Source organism: Pseudomonas morbosilactucae (genome assembly GCF_023241665.1).
GTDB classification, from domain to species: Bacteria; Pseudomonadota; Gammaproteobacteria; order Pseudomonadales; family Pseudomonadaceae; genus Aquipseudomonas; species Aquipseudomonas morbosilactucae.
In genome coordinates this window covers 1-21743 of record NZ_JALQCX010000024.1, presented here as the reverse complement: position 1 = coordinate 21743, position 21743 = coordinate 1, and the positions used below count along the sequence as shown (strand labels likewise).

Annotated in this window: 16 protein-coding genes and 2 pseudogenes; 10 read left to right on the top strand and 8 right to left on the bottom strand. The window is 65.3% G+C overall.

All coding sequences use genetic code 11. The features are described from left to right. The first annotated feature begins 12 nt into the window (after nucleotides 1–12). Nucleotides 13–2412 carry a TonB-dependent siderophore receptor gene (locus M1B35_RS13680; protein ID WP_268262202.1) on the top strand — a complete coding sequence of 800 codons (2400 nt, stop codon included), beginning with the start codon at nucleotides 13–15 and terminating at the stop codon, nucleotides 2410–2412. Nucleotides 2413–2454: 42 nt separating this feature from the next. On the opposite strand, the gene M1B35_RS13675 is transcribed toward M1B35_RS13680, so the two are convergent. Next, nucleotides 2455–3504, bottom strand: a complete 1050-nt coding sequence (locus tag M1B35_RS13675) for an AraC-like ligand-binding domain-containing protein (RefSeq protein ID WP_268262201.1) — start codon at nucleotides 3502–3504, stop codon at nucleotides 2455–2457. A gap of 364 nt (nucleotides 3505–3868) precedes the next feature. Here M1B35_RS13675 and nthA point away from each other — a divergent pair, with 364 nt between their 5' ends. Together nthA and M1B35_RS13665 are read left to right on the top strand one after the other, a co-directional pair. Continuing rightward, nucleotides 3869–4456 carry a nitrile hydratase subunit alpha gene (nthA, locus tag M1B35_RS13670; protein ID WP_268262200.1) on the top strand — a complete coding sequence of 196 codons (588 nt, stop codon included), beginning with the start codon at nucleotides 3869–3871 and terminating at the stop codon, nucleotides 4454–4456. Nucleotides 4457–4519: 63 nt separating this feature from the next. After that, nucleotides 4520–5151: pseudogene (locus M1B35_RS13665) on the top strand (SH3-like domain-containing protein). A gap of 118 nt (nucleotides 5152–5269) precedes the next feature. On the opposite strand, the gene M1B35_RS13660 reads toward M1B35_RS13665, so the two are convergent. Beyond that, the gene (locus M1B35_RS13660) at nucleotides 5270–6280 is read right to left on the bottom strand and encodes an AraC family transcriptional regulator (protein WP_268262199.1); all 1011 of its coding nucleotides are present in this window, start codon (nucleotides 6278–6280) and stop codon (nucleotides 5270–5272) included. Between the two features lie 230 nt (nucleotides 6281–6510). Between M1B35_RS13660 and antA the strand changes: the two genes are divergently transcribed. The 3 genes from antA to antC are packed head-to-tail and all read left to right on the top strand — an operon-like array spanning nucleotide 6511 to nucleotide 9472. Next, entirely contained in the window at nucleotides 6511–7923 is a 1413-nt protein-coding gene (gene antA / locus M1B35_RS13655; RefSeq protein ID WP_268262198.1) for an anthranilate 1,2-dioxygenase large subunit, read from the top strand. Between the two features lie 18 nt (nucleotides 7924–7941). Next, complete coding sequence (antB, locus tag M1B35_RS13650) at nucleotides 7942–8430, top strand: anthranilate 1,2-dioxygenase small subunit (protein WP_123333082.1); 489 nt, start codon at nucleotides 7942–7944, stop codon at nucleotides 8428–8430. Between the two features lie 16 nt (nucleotides 8431–8446). Beyond that, nucleotides 8447–9472, top strand: coding sequence for an anthranilate 1,2-dioxygenase electron transfer component AntC (antC, locus tag M1B35_RS13645; RefSeq protein WP_268262197.1), 1026 nt, complete (start codon nucleotides 8447–8449; stop codon nucleotides 9470–9472). A 34-nt stretch (nucleotides 9473–9506) separates the two neighbouring features. Here antC and M1B35_RS13640 read toward each other — a convergent pair whose 3' ends face one another. From M1B35_RS13640 to M1B35_RS13615, 6 genes and pseudogenes are all read right to left on the bottom strand, one after another. Further along, nucleotides 9507–11054: a methyl-accepting chemotaxis protein gene (locus tag M1B35_RS13640; RefSeq protein WP_268262196.1), complete on the bottom strand. Its 1548-nt coding sequence runs from the start codon at nucleotides 11052–11054 to the stop codon at nucleotides 9507–9509. Between the two features lie 92 nt (nucleotides 11055–11146). Continuing rightward, the gene (locus M1B35_RS13635; protein ID WP_268262195.1) at nucleotides 11147–12094 is read right to left on the bottom strand and encodes a SphA family protein; all 948 of its coding nucleotides are present in this window, start codon (nucleotides 12092–12094) and stop codon (nucleotides 11147–11149) included. A gap of 347 nt (nucleotides 12095–12441) precedes the next feature. Next, the gene (locus M1B35_RS13630) at nucleotides 12442–12984 is read right to left on the bottom strand and encodes a flavin reductase family protein (RefSeq protein ID WP_123333074.1); all 543 of its coding nucleotides are present in this window, start codon (nucleotides 12982–12984) and stop codon (nucleotides 12442–12444) included. A gap of 25 nt (nucleotides 12985–13009) precedes the next feature. Beyond that, the gene (locus tag M1B35_RS13625; protein WP_268262194.1) at nucleotides 13010–14248 is read right to left on the bottom strand and encodes a styrene monooxygenase/indole monooxygenase family protein; all 1239 of its coding nucleotides are present in this window, start codon (nucleotides 14246–14248) and stop codon (nucleotides 13010–13012) included. 78 nt (nucleotides 14249–14326) lie between these two features. Beyond that, nucleotides 14327–15126 (bottom strand): annotated as a pseudogene (locus M1B35_RS13620) (SDR family oxidoreductase). A gap of 10 nt (nucleotides 15127–15136) precedes the next feature. After that, nucleotides 15137–16381: a dienelactone hydrolase family protein gene (locus M1B35_RS13615; RefSeq protein ID WP_268262193.1), complete on the bottom strand. Its 1245-nt coding sequence runs from the start codon at nucleotides 16379–16381 to the stop codon at nucleotides 15137–15139. A 334-nt stretch (nucleotides 16382–16715) separates the two neighbouring features. On the opposite strand from M1B35_RS13615, the gene M1B35_RS13610 reads away from it, so the two are divergent. From M1B35_RS13610 to M1B35_RS13595, 4 genes are all read left to right on the top strand, one after another. After that, nucleotides 16716–17744 carry an AraC family transcriptional regulator gene (locus tag M1B35_RS13610; protein ID WP_268262192.1) on the top strand — a complete coding sequence of 343 codons (1029 nt, stop codon included), beginning with the start codon at nucleotides 16716–16718 and terminating at the stop codon, nucleotides 17742–17744. 225 nt (nucleotides 17745–17969) lie between these two features. Then, entirely contained in the window at nucleotides 17970–19448 is a 1479-nt protein-coding gene (locus tag M1B35_RS13605) for a benzaldehyde dehydrogenase (protein WP_268262191.1), read from the top strand. A 19-nt stretch (nucleotides 19449–19467) separates the two neighbouring features. Further along, nucleotides 19468–20592, top strand: a complete 1125-nt coding sequence (locus tag M1B35_RS13600; RefSeq protein ID WP_123333062.1) for an NAD(P)-dependent alcohol dehydrogenase — start codon at nucleotides 19468–19470, stop codon at nucleotides 20590–20592. Between the two features lie 100 nt (nucleotides 20593–20692). Beyond that, nucleotides 20693–21583 carry a transporter gene (locus tag M1B35_RS13595; RefSeq protein WP_268262190.1) on the top strand — a complete coding sequence of 297 codons (891 nt, stop codon included), beginning with the start codon at nucleotides 20693–20695 and terminating at the stop codon, nucleotides 21581–21583. The last annotated feature ends 160 nt before the right edge of the window (nucleotides 21584–21743 follow it).

Below are 21743 nucleotides of genomic sequence, written 5' to 3'. Positions count from 1 at the left end.
GGAAACGTTGCCATGCACCGCCCACTTCGCTTCGCCCTGACGCCCCTGGCGTTTGTCCTGCCCCTGATCGCACTGCCAAGCCTGGCCGACCCCAGTGCCCCGGCGGATGCCCGGCAACAGGTGGTGGATTTCGACCTGCCCGCCGGCCCCCTGGAACAGACCCTGACCGCCATCGCCCGCCTCAGTGGCCGCGGCATCGCCTTCAATGCCGGCCTGACCCGCGACCTCCAGGCCCCTGCCCTGCGCGGCCGCTACAGTGCCGAGCAGGCCTTGCACCAGGTGCTGCAAGGCTCGCCGTTGCAACCCAGCGTCACCACCAGCGGCACCCTGAGTGTCGAGCCGCGCAGCGACGGCACCTTGCAGCTGTCGACCACGGCGATCACCGGCCAGGCCTACAGCCAGGACGCCTGGGGCCCGGCCCACAGCCGCGTGGCCCAGCGCAGCGCCAGTGCCAGCAAGACCGACACCGCTATCACGGAAATCCCCCAGGCGATTTCCGTGGTCACCCGTGAAGAGTTCGAAGCCCGCCAGCACGACAGCCTGGCCGACGTGCTCAACTACACCGCCGGGGTGGTCAGCCAGCCCAACGGCTACAGCCGGGTGGCCGACGACTACCGCTTGCGCGGCTTCGATATCGGCCCTCGCACCGGCGGCGTGCTGCGTGACGGCATGAAAATGCAAAGCACCCAGTTCGAAGGCGGCCAGGAGCCCTATGGCCTGGAACGGGTCGAGGTGCTCAAGGGCGCGTCCTCGGTGTTGTACGGGCAGTTGGCCCCCGGCGGCCTGATCAATACCGTGAGCAAGCGGCCGACCCTGGAACCGCTGCATCAGGTCAACCTGGAGTACGGCAATTACCAACGTCGGCAATTCTCCACCGACCACAGCGGCGCCCTGGATGACGAGGGGCGTTTCAGCTACCGCCTGACCGCCCTGTGGCGTGACAGCGGCACCCAGTTCGACGCCATCGACGACGACAAGCAGTACATCGCCCCGGCCCTGACCTGGCAGATCGACGACGACACCCGACTGACCCTGCTGGCCAGCCATCAGCGCACCCAGACCACCCTGACCCCGCCCATCCGCTACGACCTGACCACCTACAGCGTCAGCCCCGGCTACAAGGTGCCGTACGGCCTGTTCCCAGGCGAGCCGGACTACGATGACTACGACGGCACCCTGCAAACCTTCGGTTACCTGCTGGAGCGGCGCCTGAATGACCAGCTGCAACTGCGCCACGCCGCGCGTTATTTCGAATCCCGCGCCGATTACGACTACATCACCCTCAACAGCAGCCGGGTCACCGGGGCCAATCTGAACAACCTGACCCGTGCCTACAACTCCCGGGAAGACGTGGCCACCGGTTGGACCACTGACAGTAGCCTGCAATGGGACCTGGAAGCCGGGCGCTGGCAGCACACCCTGCTCGGCGGCGTGGATTACTACCGCAAGACCTACGACAGCCACCGTTTCAGCGGCAATGCACCGACCCTGGACCTGGCCAACCCGGTGTACGGCAACCTGCCCCAGGTCAACCGCAGCATCGACCGTGGCTCGGACCTGCACAGCCACCAGTTGGGCCTGTACCTGCAAGAACAGGCCAAGTTCGATGAGCATTGGGTGGCCGTGCTCGGCCTGCGCCACGACTGGGCCGACAACAGCACCCTGACCTACCGCGACGAGTCGCGCACCGGCACCCGCGACAGCAAGAGCACCGGGCGCGTCGGCCTGGTTTACCTGGCCGACAACGGCCTGGCGCCGTACATCAGCTACAGCCAGTCATTCCTGCCCGCCGCCGGAACCGGCGCCGATGGCCAGGCGTTCCAGCCCACTGAAGGCGAGCAGTATGAAATCGGCCTGCGCTACCAGCCTCCGGGTCGCGAGATCATGCTCAGCGCCGCGCTCTATCAGCTCACCCAGAGCAACGTGCTGAGTTCGGTGCCCGGCTCCGACTTCGACGAGCAGACCGGCAAGGAGCGCAGCACCGGTTTTGAATTGGAAGCCAAGGCCCAACTGACCCCGCTGCTGGCGATGAGTGCCTCCTATGCCTACACCGACGCCCATGTAATTGCCGACAACGACAAACAGCTGGAAGGCTCGCGCATCGAAGGCACGCCGTACCACAGCGCGTCCCTGTGGCTGGATTACCGCCTGGCAGCGCTGGGCTTGCACAAGGTCACGGTGGGCAGCGGCGTGCGTTACAACGGCACCACCCACACCTTGCCGAGCATCAGCGACCGCAAGATCCCGGCCTATGCGCTGTTCGATGCACGCATCACCTACGAGCTGGATGAGCACTGGCAGCTCAGCGCCCGGGCGCAGAACCTGACCAACGAGCGCTACCTCTACTGCGCCAATTCCTGCCGTTACGGTGATGAACGCAACCTGGTGGGGTCGGTGAGCTACAACTGGTGAGGCACCGCTTTGGGCCGCCGCGATGGTGGCCCAAGGTCGCGGTCAACCCGGCGTTTGCTCCTCGCGCCAAGCCCGGGGCGAGCGGCCATAGCACTCGCGGAAAGCCCGGCTGAAGTGCGACAGGTCATTGAAGCCCCAGCGAAAGGCAATATCGGAAATACGCAACCGGCCCTGGGCCGGGTTCAGCAGGTCGGCGCTGCAGCGCTCCAGGCGCCGGCGCAGGATGTAACGCATCAAGGATGAATCCTCCTGCTCGAACAGCTTGTTGATGTAACGCGCCGACAGCCCCGTGGCCACCGCCACGGCCTGGGTGCCCAGGGCCGGGTCGCTTAGGTGGTCGTTCACAAACACCTTGACCCGCATCAGGGTCAGGGCCCGACCGCGAGAGTGTTCCGGGTCCAAGGGCTGTACATTGCCCAGTGCCAGGGCGATCAGGCTGGTGGCCGACTCTGAAAGCGTGAGCATTTCGGTCGGCGTGAACTGGCTGATCTGCGAGGTCAGGCCCTCCAGGAACATCCGCATCACCCGACCCACCGGCGTATCGGTGGAGACCCGGGTGGCGGTGCGCCGCTCCATGCCCACCACCCTTTGATCGAGGCTGCTGCGGGGCACGCTGACGATGATCTGCCGCCAGTCCGTGGGGAACGTCAGGTGATGGGGCCGGGTGGCGTCATAGATGGCGAACTCCCCCGGGCCGATCACCGTGCGGTTGCCGTCCTGCTCCAGGCACTCGCTGCCTTCAAGCATCAGCACGGCAAAGTATTTGTCTTCTTCCCGGTCCCTGGGTTGCAGGTGCCGGCGGTTGACTGCCTGGGCCGCCGCGCTGACGTCGCTGACCCGAAGCAATTCGCACTTCTGCGAACGCACCTTGCCGAAGAACTCCGGGTTGGGGATCGCCCCGATCTCGACATCGGCAAACAGCCGCAGAATCATTTCCCGCCAATAGTCCACCCGGTCGCCGGCTAAATGGCTGGCGGTGGCCACGTCGATGCTTTCGCTGGCCCAATCGGTTGCCGGCAAGCGCTGCCCGGCGGTGAAATCCCCCAGGTTGGCCAGGCCTTGCTGAACCCCTTCTTCGACTTGAATCGCCATGCCCTGACCTCTGATCACACGCGCTGTTCTTATGGGGATGCACAGACTTACGCCAGGCACCCGCAAACGCGGTACAGGGTCTTCCTTGGTGATTGCACATCCGGATGCGGCTTGCAGGGGCGAACAACAGGGCTGTTGGGCGCAAGACAGCGGGCGTGATCCCACGCCCCGTTGTCCTTATTACCTCAAGGGCTGGGTCGATTGCCAGAGGCCTGGACGAAAGGGCCGCCTGGGCCAAGTTTTTGTTCCGCCACAGCCAAGCACGCCAGCGCCTCTTCGCGGCATCCTTCAGCCAGCGCCAGACGCGGGCCGAGCCCGACGCCCGGCCTGCCAGCACCCGGTCATTGCCCAGAGGAACGCCCCCATGAACCATCACCCGAGCAACCCCATGGCTTCGGCTGCGGCCCGGGCCATTGCCCTGAACCAGGCCCTGGAAGAACAAGGCCTGGTGCCCGAAGGCTACGTGCAGCACTTCACCGAGGTCATGGAAAACGACTTCGACCCGGCCAATGGCGCGCGGGTGGTGGCCCGGGCCTGGGTCGATCCGGAATACCGCGCACTGTTGTTGCGCGACGGCACGGCGGCCTGCGACCTGTTCGGCTATACCGGGGTCCAGGGCGAGTACATCGTGGCACTGGAAAACACCCCGACCCTGCAAAACGTCATCGTCTGCACCCTCTGCTCCTGCACCGCCTGGCCGGTGCTCGGCCTGCCGCCCGACTGGTACAAGAGCTTCGAATACCGCGCCCGGGTGGTCCGCGAGTCGCGTACGGTCCTGCGGGAAATGGGCCTCGATCTGCCTCTGCAAGTGGAAATCCGCGTCTGGGATACGAGTGCAGAAACCCGCTACATGGTCCTGCCCTGCCGGCCCGACGGCACCGAAGGCTGGAGTGAGGCGCAACTGGCGACCCTGGTGACCAAGGACGTGCTGATCGGCATTGCCCGGCCCTAAGTGGCCAGCACGCCGCGCTGAGCGGCCCGCAGGCATTCCCCCTTTTCCAGCGAGAACCGAACAATGGACGGCATACATGATTTGGGCGGGCTGCAAGGTTTCGGCCCGATGCAACACCAGGCCAACAGCCTGAGCTACACCCCGGTGTTCCATGAAGACTGGGAACACCTGGGCTACAGCCTGCTGTTTCTCGGCGCCGCGGAACTGGGGCTGTTCAACGTCGATGAATTGCGCCATGCCATCGAGCGCATGGAGCCCCGGCATTACCTGACCTCCAGCTACTACGAGCGCATCGTGCTGGGGGTCGCCAGCCTGTTCGTGGAAAAAGGCGCCCTGAGCCAGGAGCGCCTGGCGCAGCTGGCCGGGGGCGCCTATCCCCTGGCCTTGCCCCTGGGCCCGGGTCGGGCGCCCAGGCGCCGGCCCAGCCCTTCGAGGTCGGGCAACAGGTGCGGGTGCGCGATGAATGGGTCAACGGCCATATCCGCGCCCCCGGCTACGTGCGCGGCAAACAGGGTTGGGTGCTGCACCGCACCACCCACCAATGGCCGTTCCCCGACGCGGTCGGCCACGGCCAGCCCAGTGCCAGCGAACCCACCTACCACGTGCAATTCACCACCGAGGAGCTGTGGGGCGACGCCGCCGACGCGGGCACGGTGGTGGTGGACTTGTTTGGTGGCTACCTGGTTCCGGCTTGAAGCTGTTCTGTTGCGGGCGGCCCCGGACGCCGCCGGAAAGCAGGTGCGCATCGCCTGTGCCGGCGGCGCCCGGGTGTTCGCCCTTTTTTCGTCCTGACTCAGATGCTCGCGTGCTGAACTAGAAGGCGTTGCGTCGCCTTTCCACGGTGGTGGAAGGCATTTCCTGGAACAGCTTTTTGTAGTCCGATGAAAAACGCCCCAAGTGGTTGAAGCCCCAGTCCATGGCCACCGCCGAGATGTTGTATTCGCCCTGCCCGGCCAGCAACGCCTGGCGAACCGCTGTCAGGCGATAACGCTTGAGGTACAGAGTGGGCGACAGGCCCAAGTGCTTCTTGAACCCCTCGTACAGGGTAAAACGCGAGACCCCAGCCACCCGTTCAATGGTTTCCAGGTTGAGCTCTTCGCGGGCGTGCTGATGCATGAATTCCTGGGCCTTGAGCACGTACTGCGGGCAGCGCGCCTGGTTCAGCCGGGCCAATTGCGCCGAGTAATTATTCGGTTGGGCGAGGATCAGGCCCTTGATCAAGGCCCGTTCCAGGTCCCGTGCCACGGCGCCATCGGCGAACAGCTCCGCGCCCTGCTCCAGCTCCCCCAGCAAGTAACCGACCATTCGCCACCAGGCACCGGCAGCGCCCTCGGTGGCGCTGATTTGTGGGGCGAACAACAGCGGTTCGTGCAGGGGCTGGAGCAGCATGTCTTCAAGCACCGCGGCCATGGCACTGGCCTTGATCGCCACCTGGATTTTCCGGCAATTGCCGTCGATAGCCAGGGCCTGGCGTTTCTGGGGCGAGACGATCAGGCCAGTGGCGGAATCGGACAGCAGGCACCCGCTAGCGGTCTTTAATGCCTGCTGGCCCTCCAGGGGCAGGCTGATGCTGTAGCTGTTCAGGGCGCAGGGTTCGATGTCGATGGTCACGTCGGTGCCGTACTCGATCCGCCCCAGCACCGTGGCCAGGCCACCCATGACATTGCCCTCGTGCTCAAAGCGCAAGCGCTGGGGCGTCGCGGCCTTGAGTTCATGAGGGCCGCAGATCCGCGCCATCCAATCCTGCGCGCTGCCCAGGTCCTGGCGCAGCGCATGCAGGCCCCGGCGTTCTACCCCGTTGTCCAGGCCCCCGTACTGATTCATCACCGCCTCTCCTTCACTGACCCGCTGCCCCTCAGCCTAGGGCCGAGGGCTTTGGCGCAGCTATCCGCAAAGTGCAGAAAACATCAGTAAAACGCGTAAAAAAAAGCCGCGATCCCGGGGCCTGGCGACAGGGCTGAAAAACGGACAAACATCGCCGCAAATGCGGATAGAGGGGCCGCCGGCATTAGCTTCCAATCAGCGCCAACCCTAACCAGAAAAAAGGTGCCCTGATGAACAGCACAAGAAGCATTGCGCAATGGCAGGACTACATTCGTGGCTGCCTCGACTTTCGCCCGCTGGACGGCGTGTACCGGGTTGCCCGGGACATGTTCACCGAGCCCGAACTGTTCGACCTGGAGATGGAACTGATCTTCGAGAAGAACTGGATCTACGCCTGTCACGAAAGCGAGTTGGCCAATAACCATGACTTCGTGACAATGCGCGCCGGGCGCCAGCCGATGATCATCACCCGTGACGGCGAGGGTCGGCTCAATGCCCTGATCAACGCCTGCCAGCATCGTGGCGCAACCCTGACCCGGGTCAGCAAGGGCAACCAGTCGACCTTCACCTGTCCGTTCCATGCCTGGTGCTACAAAAGCGATGGCCGCCTGGTCAAGGTCAAGGCACCAGGGGAATACCCCGAGGGTTTCGACAAAGCCACCCGCGGCCTGAAAAAGGCCCGCATCGAAAGCTACAAGGGCTTTGTGTTTGTCAGCCTCGACGTCAATGGGCGGGACTCGCTGCAAGACTACCTGGGCGACGCCAAGCTGTTCTTCGACATGATGGTGGCCCAGTCCCCCACCGGCGAGCTGGAGATCCTGCCCGGCAAGTCCACCTACAGCTACGACGGCAACTGGAAGCTGCAACACGAAAACGGCCTGGACGGTTATCACGTCAGCACCGTGCACTACAACTACGTCAGCACCGTGCAGCATCGCCAGCAGGTCAACGCGGCCAGGGGCGGCGGCGCCAGCACCCTGGACTACAGCAAGCTGGGGGCCGGCGACGCGCAGACCGACGATGGCTGGTTCTCCTTCAACAACGGCCACAGCCTGCTGTTCAGCGACATGCCCAACCCTTCGGTGCGCGCCGGCTACGCCACGGTCATGCCGCGCCTGGTGGAGGAATACGGGCAGGACCAGGCCGAGTGGATGATGCACCGCCTGCGCAACCTGAACATTTACCCCAGCCTGTTTTTCATGGACCAGATCAGCTCACAGTTGCGCATCGTGCGCCCGGTGGCCTGGAACAAGACCGAAATCATCAGCCAGTGCATCGGGGTCAAGGGCGAGTCGGATGCCGACCGGGAAAACCGCATCCGCCAGTTCGAGGACTTCTTCAACGTCTCCGGCATGGGCACCCCCGACGACCTGGTGGAGTTTCGCGAGGCCCAGCGCGGCTTCCAGGCACGCCTGGAACGCTGGAACGAAATCTCCCGGGGCAGCCACAAGTGGGTCCAGGGGCCGACCGCCAACAGCCGGGTGCTGGGCATCGAGCCGCTGCTGACCGGCACCGAATTCACCCACGAAGGGCTCTACATCAACCAGCACGGCGCCTGGCAGCGCTTCCTCCTGCAAGGCCTGGAGCAGCAGGCCCGGGCGCTGGAAAACCAGAACCAGGAAAACCTGGCCCCCACGCCCTGACCCTCAAGGAGGTGTGACATGAGCGCACTGCAGCATGCCGTCGAACAGTTTCTGTACCGCAAGTCCGAGCTCTGTGACCAGCAGGACTGGGACGCCTACCTCGCCCTGTTTGATGAACAGAGCGAATTCCACCTGCCGCAATGGGATTCCGAGCACGTTTACACCACCGACCCCAAGCGCGGCATGTCGTTGATCTACTACCCCAACCGCTCGGGTCTGGAAGACCGGGTGTTTCGCCTGCGTACCGGAAAGTCCGCGGCCTCCACGCCGCTGCCGCGCACCTTGCACCAGATCAGCAACGTGCGCATCGCCGCACTGGACGATGGCCAACTGCAGGTCAAGGCCGGCTGGGTCACGCTGTTCACCCGCCAGGGCCTGTCCGAGCAGTTCTACGGTCAGGTGACTTACCACCTGAAGGCGGCCGGCGACAGTTGGACGATCACCCGCAAGCACGTGCTCCTGCTCAACGACACCATCAATTCGGTGTTGGACTTCTATCACCTGTGAGCGGGAGCCCACTTTCATGAACCATAAAGTCGCTTTCAGCTTCGCCGACGGCAAGACCGCGTTCTTCGAGGTCAAGGCCAACGAACTGTTACTCGACGCCGCGCTGCGCAATGGTGTCAACCTGCCGCTGGACTGCCGTGAAGGCGTGTGCGGCACCTGCCAGGGGCGCTGCGAATCCGGCCGCTACACCCAGGACTATGTCGATGACGAGGCCTTGTCGGCCCAGGACCTGGCGCAGCGCAAGATGCTGTCCTGCCAGACCCGGGTGCAGTCGGACGCGGCGTTTTACTTCGACTTCGACTCCAGCCTGTGCAACGCCGGCGCCAGCCAGCGCGTGCAGGCCCGGGTCAGCCGGGTGCAAAGGGTCTCGGCCAGCACCGCGATCCTGCACCTGGACGCCAGCGCCGCCCACGGGCAACTGGACTTCCTGCCGGGGCAATACGCCCGGCTGCGGGTGCCGGGCACCGAGCAGTGGCGCTCCTACTCCTTTGCCCACCGGCCCAACGCCGACAACCAGCTGCAGTTTCTGATCCGCCTGCTGCCCCAGGGAGCGATGAGCGACTTTATCCGCGAACGTTGCCAGCCGGGCGAGCCGTTGGAACTGGAGGCACCCCTGGGCAGTTTCTATTTGCGCCAGGTTCACCGGCCCTTGCTGCTGGTGGCCGGGGGCACGGGTTTGTCAGCGTTCCTCGGCATGCTCGACACCCTCGCCGAACAGGGCCACGGCGCACAGCCGGTGCAGCTGTTCTACGGCGTCACCGACGACGCGGACCTGTGTGAGCTGCAACGCCTGGAGGCGTACCGCGAGCGCATCCCGGGTTTCGACTACCACTTGGTGGTGTCGCGGCCGTCGGCGCACTGGCACGGCAAGACCGGCTGGATACCCCAGCACTTCGAGCCCGCACGCCTGGCCGCAGAGGCCTTTGACCTCTACCTGTGCGGCCCGCCACCGATGGTCGAGGCGGTCAAGTCCTGGTTCAGCGAACAAGGGATCGACAACTTCCAGCTGTACGCCGAAAAGTTTATCGACAGCAACCATTGACCTTGCCCGGGGCCGACACCGGCCCCGGGTCCCGTCAGCGGTCGAAACGTTCGGCCAGATCACGCAGGGCCTGGGCCTGGGCTTGCAGGTCCTGGCTGATGACTTTGCCGGTCAATGCCTTGTCGGCGCTCTGGGCCGACAGCTCGGCCACCTGCAGCACCTGCTGCGACAGGCTTTCCACCACCTGGGATTGCTGCTCCATGGCCGCGGCGATCTGCTGGCTCATGCCGGCGATCTGGCTCAGGGCATCGTTGACCCCGGCCAGGTTGCCCTGCACCGACTGCACTTCATCGGTGCTGTGGCGGGCCAGGGTTCGGCCTTCCTCGGTGAGCTGCACGGTGCGCTCGGTGGCGTTGCGCAATTGCAGCAACAGCGGCTGGATCTGCAAGGTGGCTTCCTGGGTGCGGGTGGCCAACTGGCGGACTTCATCGGCCACCACGCTGAACCCGCGCCCAGCCTCACCGGCCCGGGCGGCCTCGATTGCTGCGTTCAATGCCAGCAAGTTGGTCTGCCCGGCAATCGCACTGATGATCTCGGTGATCGAACCAATGGCCTCGGTAGCAGTGGCCAGTTGCTGGACCGCCAGGGCGATGTCCGCCACCGAGTGGCCCAGGCGCTGCATACCGGCCAGGCTTTGGCTGGACAGTGCTTGCCCTTGCCCGGCCAGGCCCAGGGCCTGTTGCGTGGCCTGGTTACTGGTCTGCAGGTTGCCCGCCACTTCCTGGATGGTTGCCGCCAGCTCGCTGAGGGCCGTCACCGATAGGTCGGTTTCGTCCCGTTGCCGCTCCAGACGCACGGCCTCGGTGCCAATCAACTGCACCAGTTCCTGGACCCGCTGCTGGATCACCCCGCCGGTGCTGCCGATCCGCGACAGCGCGCTGTACAAGCGGCGTTCCTCAGCCACCAGGGCCATGTCCAGCAACGCGGCGGCGCCCGAGGCCTGGCTGTAGAGCGTGGCGGTCAGCGGCTCGGCGAAAGCTTTCGGGTGCCCAGCCAACACCAGCCGCAGGCGCCGTTGCACCTGCCAGTCGCGGGCCCAGGCCACAGCCGCCAATGCCGTCACCGCCAAGGCGCCTTGGGCGGCCCCCGGCGCCATCTGGCCCAGTGCCGTCGTCAGCAGCAGCCCCAGGGGCAAGGCAGGCCAGCCGACGTCTACCAGGTGAGCCAGGCGCCGCCGCCAGCGCAACAGGCCGCTGCCGCCGTGCAAACCTTGGTACAGCTGCTGCCCACGGGCCTGCTGGGTGGCGCTGGCTGGGCTGAACACTGCGCCATAGGCGTGTATGCCCTCGGCGCCATACACCGGTTTGATGTAGACATTCAGCCAATAGCCGGCGCCGTCCCGGGCGCGGTTTTTCAGCAGGCCCATCCAGGGTCGGCCCTGTTGCAAGGTCTGCCACAGGTGGCTGAACACCAGCGCCGGCATGTCGGGGTGCTTGAGCAGGCTGGCCGGTTGCTGCAACAACTCGGTGCCGCTGTAGCCGCTGGCCTTGGCAAAGGCCTCGCTGCAATGGGTGATCCGACCGCGAAGGTCGGTCCGGCAGATCAGTACCGCTTGATCTGCCGAGGCAGGCTGTGGACGCATCGGGATTCCTCTTGGGTGGAATAAAAAATGCCCGCTCGGGAGCGGGCCAAAACCAAAGGCATTGCCTGAATCCGCAGGTTCAAGCCCCGGGGTTAAAAGTGATGGATGTAACGCACCTGCAAGCGGCTGCCGTCAGGGCGGTTTTCCACCTCCTGTTCGAAGTAGGCGTTGAGCACCAGGTGGTCATCCTTGGAGAAGCTGTACATCGCCCCCGGGCCCACCGCCCAGACCTGCTCGCGACGCCCGGACACGGCGTGACCGTCCAGGCGGCTATCGGTGAACTGCTTGAGCCAGTAGCCGTTGATGCCCAGGCGCAGCTGCGGGGTGATGGCGTAATCGGTGGCGAAGTTGGCGTGCAGGGCCTGGCCGGCCTGCAATTCATCCGCCCCGCCAGCGCCCGGACCCGGGTCGGAATTCTTGCCGTTGTACAGGTAGTGGGCGCGCACCGAGGCGGTCCATTTCGGGGTGAACCAGTAGGTGGCGGCCCAATAGGGGTTGAACGACCAGGCGTTGGCCCCGGGGTTGACGTCATGGCGGTTGTCGTACTTGCCGGAGGGCAGGTTGACCTGCAGTTCGATGCGCTGCACAAAGCGTGGCCCGTCGGGCCCCATCACCGGGTCGAACTGGATGAACGGACCGATCAGCAGATCGCCGACCCCGCTCTGGGCCTTCAGCACGGCGTTATCCAAGCCGTCGTTGAGGTCCATCTGGGTGACGATCGGCAGCACCGCATTGAGCCCCAGGCTGGCGTTGCCCACCCGCAGGTTCGACAGGTAACTCAACTGAGTCACGGCCACCTGGTAGTCCAGGCTCTGCTTGGGTAAAGGCAAGGCCTTGCCGTCCTTGTCACGCAGGTGATCGGCGCGATAGTCCTGGAAATACTCCTGCAAGTACCAGCCGGGTCCGGCCGGCAAGCCACCGTCGAGGAAACTGGTGAGCCCCAGGTTGACCACCGGAAGGTCGTAGGCCTGGGCTGCTTGCGTGGCCAATAGACCACTGCCGAGCACCCACAACGACAACCTGCTTGTTTTCGTTTTCATCACGCTCTCCACTTGCTCCAAGGCCTATGAACACGCTGTTGAACAGCGCCTGGTCTCGCACGGCTGATCGCCCTGCCCTCCCCACGAGGGATCGCCCATTGCGCAGGCTGCGCAACGGCGGATTCATCATGTTTAATCGCTGAAAACGGCACTATCCGCGCACTGCGGCGGCTATCCGCGCGGCGCGATTAGTTGTGTGCGGCGGGTGCTCTGAAGCCCATAACGACAGCGCCCCGAGCCGGTGCCCCACGCCCGGCGAAGATTGGTGGCTTCGCTGGTCGCAGGGCCCCTGCACGGGGCGACTGCCAGGGCCCGAAGGCCGAAGGGTCAACGACTCGAAACGGCCCTCAACCGGCCAGCGCCGGGTGCGCGGTGGCCACCCGGTACTGGCCGCGATGGAACACCAGGGGCTCGCCCGGGCCGTGCCGGTAATGCTCGATCTGGCCGAGGAAAATCAAATGGTCGCCGCCGTCGTACTGGGTCACATTGCGGCACACCAGGGTGGCAATCACCCCGTCCAGCAGCGGGACGCCGGCCTGGCCTGGGGTGAAATCGACCCCCGCAAACTTGTCCGCCGCCGGCCGCGCAAAACGCCCGGACAAATCATGCTGTTCGGCCCCCAGCACGTTGATCGCAAAATGGCTGGCGGCCAGGTAATCGCCCAGGCTCGGTGCCGTGCGCGACAGGCTCCAGAGCACCAGTGGCGGGTCCAGGGATACCGAGGAAAACGAGTTGGCGGTCATGCCCACGTTGCGCCCGTCGGCGGTGCGGGTGGTGATCACCGTGACGCCGGTGGCGAACTGCCCCAGCAGGTTGCGCAGTTCACGGGGGTCGCCGTCTTCGGCCTTGACCAGCGCTGGCTGGAGGGATCCGGTAGTCAATGCATTCATGATGATTTCCTCAAACGTCCAGGGCTCAAGCGGCCTGGCGGGTTTTTTCCTGGATAAACGCCTGGCACGCCTGGGCGTCGAACCACCAGGGGGCGAAGGTTCGCGGGTCGTCGAAGCCGTTGGCAATGGCCGAGGCCAGGGGCCGCGACTGGCTGGCGGCGCCCAGCAGTTCGAGCAGGTGCTGGGGCGGCGGCGTCAGCAGGGTGTTGGTCCACTTGACCACGTGCCCGGCGTAACTCCAGTACTGCTCAAAGGTGGCGTGCATCCAGTCAGGGCTGAAGGCCTGGCTGCCCCGGGCGAGGATCGCGTCGAGGTAGACCTTGCTGCACTTGGCGGCGTTGTTCGAACCCTGGCCGGTGATCGGGTCGTTGACCACCAAGGCGTCGGCCATGCCGAACACCGGGCGGCCCGACGGCAGGGTCAGCACCGGCTTGCGCACCATTGGGGTGAAGCGCCCGGAGAGGAAACCCTGGGGGTCGGTCAGGCTCAACGCATCGCAGCGTTCGGCTTCCCACGGGGTGTAGCGGCGCACCAGTTCCAGGCTTTTTTCCAGGTGCTGCTCAGGCGAGGTGATGCCCTGCCAGCAGTCCATCGGCCCGCCGGGCACGCCTTCGAAAACCATGATTTCGCAAGGGCCGCTGGTGGTCAGGCTGGGGAAAACGAAGTACTCGCCGACCCCGGGGATCAGGTTGAAGCTGACCCGGGAAAACGGCGTCGACGGCCGCATGCCCTTGACGTACGTCAGGGCCAGGGCCCGTTGAGGTTGCTGGAACTGCGTTCGCTCCGGGTCCTTGGCGAACAGGTTGACGATCTCGCCCTTGCCCGCTGCCAGCAGCACCAGGTCATGCCCGGCGGCCAGTTGTTCCAGCTCGGCAACGCCGACGTCCTGGATAATCACCTCGCCGCCACGCCGGGCAACCTCCTCCATCCACGCCGGCATCTTCAGGCGCTGGTCCACCGATTGCGCGTAGCGATCCAGGCGCGTACTCCAACTGAACAGCGGCTGCCCCGGTTGCTCGGGGTTGGGCACGCAAAGGCCGATGCCTTCCACCGCCGGGCAAGCGTCTTCCCAGAAGTTCAGCCCCAGGTCGCGCTCGCTTTGCAGCGCGGTGTTGAACATGCACTGGCTGGACATGACCTTGCCCTGGCGAATGTCTTCGCCGGTGCGGTTGGTCGCCAGTGTTACCTGGTAGCCCTTGGCCAACAGGCCCAGGGCGAGTTGCAAACCGGCCTGGCCGGCTCCGACGATAGCGATACGACGCATGATTGTTCTCCTGATAAGCGACGATGAGCGATGCAGCCGCCGGCAAGGCCCCAGGGCCTTGCCGAATGATGAAACGGGTTATTCGGCAAGCCGCGCAATCGCCGGCAGGTTCTGTTCCGGGCCCATCACCGAGTAGCCGCCATCCACGGCGTAATCGGCGCCGGTGACAAAGCTGGCGGCCGGCGAGCAGAGAAACAGCACCACATTGGCCACTTCGGCGGGGTCGCCCAGGCGTCCCAGCAAGTGGTAGGACGCGGCCACCGCATCGGCCTTTTCTCGGTTGTCGCCACTGGCCTGGGCAATCACCCGGGACCAGGTCCAGCCCGGCGACACCGAGTTGACGCGAATGCCGTCCGGTGCCAGGTCCATGGCCATGCAGCGGGTCAGCTGGAGCATCGCCGCCTTGGACACCGGGTACAGCCAACGCCCGGTCTGGGCGCACTTGGCGGAAATCGAGGTGAAGTTGACGATCGCCCCACGCGCGCCTTGAGGTCGTCGTGTACCGCCTGAGTCAGGGCCACAGCCGACAACAGATTGACGTCCAGGGCTTGCAGCCAGTCCTGACGGCTGGAAGCCAGGCCCTGGTCGTTGTAGGTACAGGCCAGGTTGATCAACAGGTCGACGCCGCCAAACCCGGCGCGCACTGCCTGCAGGGCCTGGGCGATACGCCCGTCATCGGTGAGGTCGACGTGAAAGAACGCCGCCCGTTCACCGAGTCGCGCCGCCGCTTCCACCCCGGCTTCACGGTCGATGTCGAGCAAGGCCACCCAGGCCCCAGCGTCGATCAAGGCCTGGGCCACGGCGGTGCCGATCAGGGTCGCGCCGCCGCTGATCACCGCGACTTTGTTGTGCAGCACGGTGTTGTGCAAAGCAGTCATGGTCATCCCCTTAGGCCGAAGGCTCGGCGCTGCTGGCCCAACGGGGCATCAAGGTGTTGGACGGCAGGCTTTCATCCAGCAGCTTGTGCGCGGTCTGCACCCCAGCCACTGGCAACCCGGTGGGGTCCAGCAGGCCGATCTGCACCAGCACGCTGGCCTGATCCCAGTAGATGTGTTCGTGGTAGAGCTTGGGTCCGCGAAACTTGACCACCCCGAGCATGGGGATCTGCACCTGGCGTCCGGTCGGGGCCACGCCCGGCAGCATCCAGTCGATTTCGCAGTCGTGGGTGAAGCTCATGATGAATTCATCGACGATCTGCGAGGCGCCGACGGTGCGCGACAGCGGCGTCAGGGCCATGTCCTTGGGGTTGCCGTGGACAAAATGGTGCTGGTAGAAGCGGCTCAGCTCGCGGGCGCCGACTCCGCCGGTCATGGTCGGGATATGGTTGACGTAGGGCTCGGCGACCATGGTGGCCATGGTCGCGGGCACGTCCCGGGTGTCGAACTCGTGCCTTACATGCTCATCCCACAGTGCCGAGAGGTTGTAGTCCGGCCCCAGCACCCGGCGCAGGCCGGCCACGGTGCGCTCGTGGGCCAGCAACGCCGAGGGTTTGTGGTAGTGGTGCCCCTGGGGGCGGGCAAATGCATGGTCGACACCGGGGTAGACGTACAGCTCGACACCGGGACGGTCGCCGAGGGCCTGCTGGATCGCGCTGCGGGCTTCGGCCGGGCAGAACTGGTCGTGCTCGGCCAGGTGCAGGATCAGACGTCCCTGGACCCCAGCACTTTCCTGCAGGGCCTGCTCGATGCCCACCCCGTAATAACCGACCGCACAAGCCACTTCCGGCAGGCGGCAGGCCGCCAGGTAGGCCAGCTTGCCCCCCAGGCAGTAACCCACCACCCCTTGCGCACCACCGCTGCACTGGGGCAGTTGCGCCAGGGCCTTGAGGCTGGCACGGATGTCAGCCACGCCCAGGGCTTCGTCGAAGCCTTGATACAGCGCATAGGCGCGGGCGAAGTCGGCTTCGGTGTAGCCCAGTTGCACGCCCGGCTCTTGGCGCCAGTACAGGTCCGGCACCAGCACGCTGTAGCCCTCCTCGGCCAGCAGGTCGGCGACCTCACGCATGGCCGGGTTGACGCCGAAAATTTCCTGGCAAAGCACCACGCCCGGTCCGCTACCGTCCACCGAGGTCGCCAGGTACGCCTGGAACTGACCGCCGGACCCATCTGGCACGCTGACATACTGGCCTTTCATATCCCTTCTCCACTGCTTGGCTAACGTGGGACAGATAGTGGGCAGCTTCAGCGTGGCGGACTATCCGCTGAATGCGACGTCTGTCCGGGCGATGCAGGAAGTTGTGGCAAACGTGGGACGATCCCCTCCTGGCGGCGCCAACCCCTTGTAAACAGGGGACCAGGCGCTGGCACAGCGATTGCTTTATCAGGTTCAAGGCCCCGTTGAGGGCACAAAAAGAAACGCACAGCCACCGGGACTATCCGCCACCTGCAGTGACTATCCGGATCCTGCAAATAGGCGGTAACGCTGCGGTGCGCCATGCCTTGAAACCGTGCATGCAAGAGAGGTCACCATGGGCCAGATTCTTAACCCCGGGCTGGGCGACAGCCCGTTCGAGCGCGCGTCGCTGTTCCGCCCTGACAACCAGCTGTTTCTGCTCAATGACCTGAGTGCGATCCGTGAAGGGGTCAGCAGCGTGTTCAAGATCCATGAGTTGCGCTGCGTCGGCAGCACAGCGCAGATCAGCGCACGCATGCACCATATCCATCGTGGCCGGCTGTCCCTGAACCGCCTGGAGTACGGCACGCGGGTGACCATCGACCCCGGCCGCCTGGAGGACTTTTTCCTGATCCAGGTGCCGATTGCCGGGCGGGCGCGGATTGTCTGCAACGGCCAGGACTTCATTTCCTCCCCGAGCAAGGCCTCGCTGATTTCACCCAACCTGCCACTGTCCATGTGCTGGGAGGCCGACGCGCCGCAACTGGCCCTGCGTATCGAACGCAGTGAAGTCGAGCATCACTGTGCCCAGCACCTGGGTCATGTCCTGGACAGCCCCCTGGAATTTCACCCCGAACTGGACCTGACCCAGGCCAGTGGCGGCTACTTCCTGCAATTGATCACCCTGCTGGCGGACGCCATCACCCAGGCGCAGCACCCGCTGCACCACAGCCTGGTACTCAAGCAGTTCGAATCGGTGCTGATCAATGCCCTGGTCTACGGCCAGCCCAACAACCTGCAGCCGCAGCTGGAATGCGCCGGCAAACCCAAGGCGCTGCTGCCTTATTTCGTCAAGCGCACCGAGGAGTACATGCGTGCCCATGCCGGCGAACCGCTGAGCATCGAGCAGTTGGCCGAACACGCGGGCGTCAGCGTACGCACCCTGTTTGCCGGGTTTCGTGATTTCTGCGACACCACGCCCATGGCCTACCTGCGCAACCTGCGCCTGGAGCAGGTGCACCTGGAACTGAGCCAACTGGGCCCTGAGGCCTCGGTCACCGAGATCGCCTTCAAATGGGGGTTTGCCCACCTGGGACGTTTTGCCCAGGAGTACAAGAAGCGCTATGGCGAGGCGCCCTCGACCACGCGGCGTTTCCGCCGCTGACCCCCGGGCCTGTGGCCGACCCAGGCTGATATGTGCAGCCACTGAACAGTGTTCACCGCACAAGCGTTCAGAAACTGCACAGTCGCCCTCGCCCTTGCGACCATCCCCCAGCAAATACGCGGTTTGCAGCCTGTCGCAAAGCTGGCACGTCCCCTGCTATGTCCTGTCTATCGATGCCGCGTGCGGCCCCCGACACACAAGACCAAGAACACAGGGAGACACCCGATGACTCGCGACACCTTGCCTGCCCCCTTCCTGCCCACCGAGTTGTGGAGCGAACGCCTGTTCACCGGCACCTGGGACACCGGCGCAGCCGCCGTGTCCGCGGTGCTGGAGCCGGCCACCGGCAATCTGCTGGGCCATGTGGCCAATGCCGATGCGGCCCAGGTGGCGGCTGCGACGCAACGCGCTGCGGCGGCCCAACACGCCTGGTATCAACAGCCCTACGATGAGCGCGCGGCGATCTTCCGCAACGCCGCCCAGATCGCCACCCAGCACTTCGACACCCTGGTGGACTGGCTGGTGCGGGAAAGCGGCTCCACCCGGCCCAAGGCCGCTTTTGAAGTCAGCCTGAGCATCAAGTCGCTGCACGAAAGTGCCGGCCTGCCGTCGCGCAGCCAGGGCGAAGTGCTGCCCTCGGTGCCTGGGCGCCTGAGCTTGGCGCGGCGCCGTCCGCTGGGGGTGGTTGGGGTGATTTCGCCGTTCAACTTCCCGCTGTACCTGGCAATGCGCGCCGTGGCCCCGGCCCTGGCCACGGGCAACGCGGTGGTGCTCAAGCCCGATCCGCGCACCGCGGTTTGCGGCGGCCTGGTGCTGGCTCGGCTGTTTGAGCTGGCCGGGCTGCCGGCCGGTGTGTTCCAGGTGTTGCCCGGTGGCGCCGAAGCCGGGGCGGCACTGACCAGCGACCCCCATGTGGCGATGATCCAGTTCACCGGCTCCACCGGTGCCGGGCGCAAAGTCGGTGAAGCCGCCGGGCGTCACTTGAAAAAAGTCTCCCTGGAGCTGGGCGGCAAGAACTCGCTGATCATCCTCGATGACGCCGACCTCGACTTGGCCCTGGCCAACGCCACCTGGGGTGTGTACCTGCACCAGGGGCAAATCTGCATGTCCACCGGGCGCCTGCTGGTGCAACGCGGGATCTATGAACGCTTTCTTGAGCGCCTGGTGACCAAGGCCCGCAGCCTGACGGTAGGTGACCCGGCCCAGGGCGAGGTGCACCTGGGGCCACTGATCAACGCTGCCCAGCGCGACCACGCTTATCAGGCCGTGCAGGCCGCACAACAGGCCGGCGCCACCCTGGAAACCGGCGGCGGCTACGAGGGGCTGTTCTTCCAGCCCACGGTGCTCAGCGGCGTGACGCGGGACAACCCGGCCTTCGACGAAGAAATCTTCGGCCCGGTGGCGGTGGTCATCCCCTTCGACAGCGACGCCGACGCCGTGGCCCTGGCCAATGCCACCGATTACGGCTTGTCCGCAGCGGTGCTGTCGAAAGACGTCGGTCGTGCCCTGAAGCTTGGCGAACAGCTGCGGGTTGGCCTGTTGCACATCAACGACCAGACGGTCAACGACGAGGTCATCAACCCGTTCGGCGGCGTCGGCGCCTCGGGCAATGGCACCAGCATCGGCGGCCCCGCCAACTGGGAAGAATTCACGCAATGGCAATGGCTCACCGTCAAAGGTGAAGCCCCGGCCTACCCCCTGTAAAACCTGGAGAACAATAATAATGAGCAGCCCTGTCTACCGTCCTATCACTGCCGCCGTTACCCGTGGCAAAGGCGCGCCCTTCGTGCTTGAAGCCGCGCAGATTCGCAACCCCCGTGGCGATGAAGTGCTGGTGCGGATCGTCGCCACCGGCATGTGCCACACCGACATGATTGTTCGCGACCAGTACTACCCGGTGCCGCTGCCTGCGGTGCTGGGCCATGAAGGCGCCGGCGTAGTGGAAGCCGTCGGCCCGCTGGTCAAGGGCCTGCAAGTGGGCGATCACGTGGTCATGAGCTACGGCTACTGCGGCCATTGCCTGTCGTGCGGCAGCGGCCACACCGCCTATTGCCAGGAATTCTTCGGGCGCAATTTCAGTGGCGCCGACCCTCAGGGTGAAAACGCCCTGCAAGACAGTGCCGGGGAACGCCTGCACGACCACTTTTTCGCCCAGTCATCGTTCGCCACCCTGGCCCTGAGCCGGGAGAACAACGCGGTCAAAGTCAGCCGCGACGCGCCCCTGGAACTGCTCGGCCCGCTGGGCTGCGGAATCCAGACCGGCGCCGGGGCGGTGATCAACTCGCTCAAGGTCACCCCCGGCAGCAGCTTCGCCGCCTTTGGTGGCGGCGCGGTGGGCCTGAGTGCGGTGCTCGCGGCGCGGGTCGCCGGGGCCAGCATCATCATTGCCGTGGACGTGGTGCCGTCGCGCCTGCAGTTGGCCAGCGAGCTGGGGGCCACCCACGTGATCAACAGCCGCGACAGCGACCCGGTGGCGGCGATCCGCGAGATCACCGGCGGCGGGGTCAACTTCGCCCTGGAGTCCACTGGACGTCCGGCGGTGCTGCGCCAGGCCGTGGACGCCCTGGGCAGCCGCGGCGCCCTGGGGGTGGTGGGTGCGCCGGCCCTGGGCACTACGGCCGAGTTCGACGTCAATGACCTGCTGCTGGGGGGCAAGAGCATCCGCGGCATCGTCGAAGGCGACAGCGTGCCGCAGAAGTTCATCCCGGAGCTGGTGGAGCTTTACCTGCAAGGGCGCTTCCCCTTCGACAAGCTGGTGAAGTTCTACAGCTTCGACCAGATCAACCAGGCCGCCGAAGACAGTGAAAAAGGCCTGACCCTCAAACCCATCATCCGCATCAACGGCTGAATGATCGCGCCGGAGCGCCCTGCGCTCCGGCCCTGACACCGAGGCCCATCACCAACCCCCCTATAACCCCCCCATAACAACAAGAAACAGGAATGCCCCCGTGCCGAATCTTTCCCGCAATGCCCTGGGCCTGCTGGCGCTCGCCCTGAGTTCGACCCCCGCCCTGGCGGTGGATGTGAATGCCGGTGACTACACCGCCCTGCCCGCCGGCACCAACGTCGCGGCCTGGTACCAGCAATACGGCCGCGCCGAGCGCTTCAACGCCGACGGCGGCCCCGACAGCACCCACGCCACCGGCCTTAAATCCAACATCAGCATCCTGCGCTTGATCCACTTTATGGAGATCGGCGGCATGACCGTCGACCCGCAGATCCTCCTGCCCTTCGGTCATATTTACGACGCGCGCATTGCCGGCCAGTCCCTGGGCAGTGCCAGCGGCATGGCCGACCCGATCCTCGGCGCCACCTTCTGGCTGGTCAACCAACCGGCCGCCGGGGCCAGTGGGCGTTACCTGGGCATCACCCCGCTGATCTACCTGCCTTGGGGCCGCTACGACCGCAACGACGGGTTGAACCTGGGCGAAAACCGCTTCAAGGGCGACCTGCAACTGGGCTGGGTCGAGCCGCTGTGGGGCAAGTTCTCCATGGAGCTCTACGCCGACGCGGTGTTCTACGGGCGCAACAATGATGCCGGCGCCGCCAGCCAGACCCTCAAGCAAGACACCACCTACCAGTTGCAGGGCAACCTGCGCTACGACTTCAACCCGGCCCAACGCCTGGCCCTGGGCTACAGCACCAGCACAGGCGGCAAGCAGTACGTGGACGGTGATTACAACGGCCAGAAAACCGAGGTGCAGCAAGTGCGGGCTGAGTTCCAGCAGATGGTCGGCAGCCGGGTCCAGCTCAGCGCCCAGCTGACCCAAGACGTCAAGGTGGTGGGCGGTTTCCAGGAAGACCTGGGGCTCAACCTGCGGGCACTGCTGTTGTTCTGATGGCGTGGGCCTGATCTTGACGGCGCGCGGTCGAGGTATAGATCAGTGGGTGCCGCCCCCCGGCGGCCCCTCTCACAATAAAAAGGTCTCTCCATGGATGCCCACGCCCTGCAGGCCCAGCAGCGCCTGGTGATCGCCCGCCAGCGTTTCGTCGAAGGCG

What these genes read in the sequence shown, in the direction of transcription:
- M1B35_RS13640 (WP_268262196.1), bottom strand. Translation starts at nt 11,054, where the DNA reads ATGCGTCCACAGCCTGCCTCGGCAGATCAAGCGGTACTGATCTGCCGG.
- M1B35_RS13680 (WP_268262202.1), top strand. Translation starts at nt 13, where the DNA reads ATGCACCGCCCACTTCGCTTCGCCCTGACGCCCCTGGCGTTTGTCCTG.
- M1B35_RS13625 (WP_268262194.1), bottom strand. Translation starts at nt 14,248, where the DNA reads ATGCGTCGTATCGCTATCGTCGGAGCCGGCCAGGCCGGTTTGCAACTC.
- antA (WP_268262198.1), top strand. Translation starts at nt 6,511, where the DNA reads ATGAACAGCACAAGAAGCATTGCGCAATGGCAGGACTACATTCGTGGC.
- M1B35_RS13610 (WP_268262192.1), top strand. Translation starts at nt 16,716, where the DNA reads ATGGGCCAGATTCTTAACCCCGGGCTGGGCGACAGCCCGTTCGAGCGC.
- M1B35_RS13660 (WP_268262199.1), bottom strand. Translation starts at nt 6,280, where the DNA reads ATGAATCAGTACGGGGGCCTGGACAACGGGGTAGAACGCCGGGGCCTG.
- M1B35_RS13630 (WP_123333074.1), bottom strand. Translation starts at nt 12,984, where the DNA reads ATGAATGCATTGACTACCGGATCCCTCCAGCCAGCGCTGGTCAAGGCC.
- antC (WP_268262197.1), top strand. Translation starts at nt 8,447, where the DNA reads ATGAACCATAAAGTCGCTTTCAGCTTCGCCGACGGCAAGACCGCGTTC.
- M1B35_RS13635 (WP_268262195.1), bottom strand. Translation starts at nt 12,094, where the DNA reads ATGAAAACGAAAACAAGCAGGTTGTCGTTGTGGGTGCTCGGCAGTGGT.
- M1B35_RS13605 (WP_268262191.1), top strand. Translation starts at nt 17,970, where the DNA reads ATGACTCGCGACACCTTGCCTGCCCCCTTCCTGCCCACCGAGTTGTGG.
- M1B35_RS13600 (WP_123333062.1), top strand. Translation starts at nt 19,468, where the DNA reads ATGAGCAGCCCTGTCTACCGTCCTATCACTGCCGCCGTTACCCGTGGC.
- M1B35_RS13675 (WP_268262201.1), bottom strand. Translation starts at nt 3,504, where the DNA reads ATGGCGATTCAAGTCGAAGAAGGGGTTCAGCAAGGCCTGGCCAACCTG.
- nthA (WP_268262200.1), top strand. Translation starts at nt 3,869, where the DNA reads ATGAACCATCACCCGAGCAACCCCATGGCTTCGGCTGCGGCCCGGGCC.
- antB (WP_123333082.1), top strand. Translation starts at nt 7,942, where the DNA reads ATGAGCGCACTGCAGCATGCCGTCGAACAGTTTCTGTACCGCAAGTCC.
- M1B35_RS13615 (WP_268262193.1), bottom strand. Translation starts at nt 16,381, where the DNA reads ATGAAAGGCCAGTATGTCAGCGTGCCAGATGGGTCCGGCGGTCAGTTC.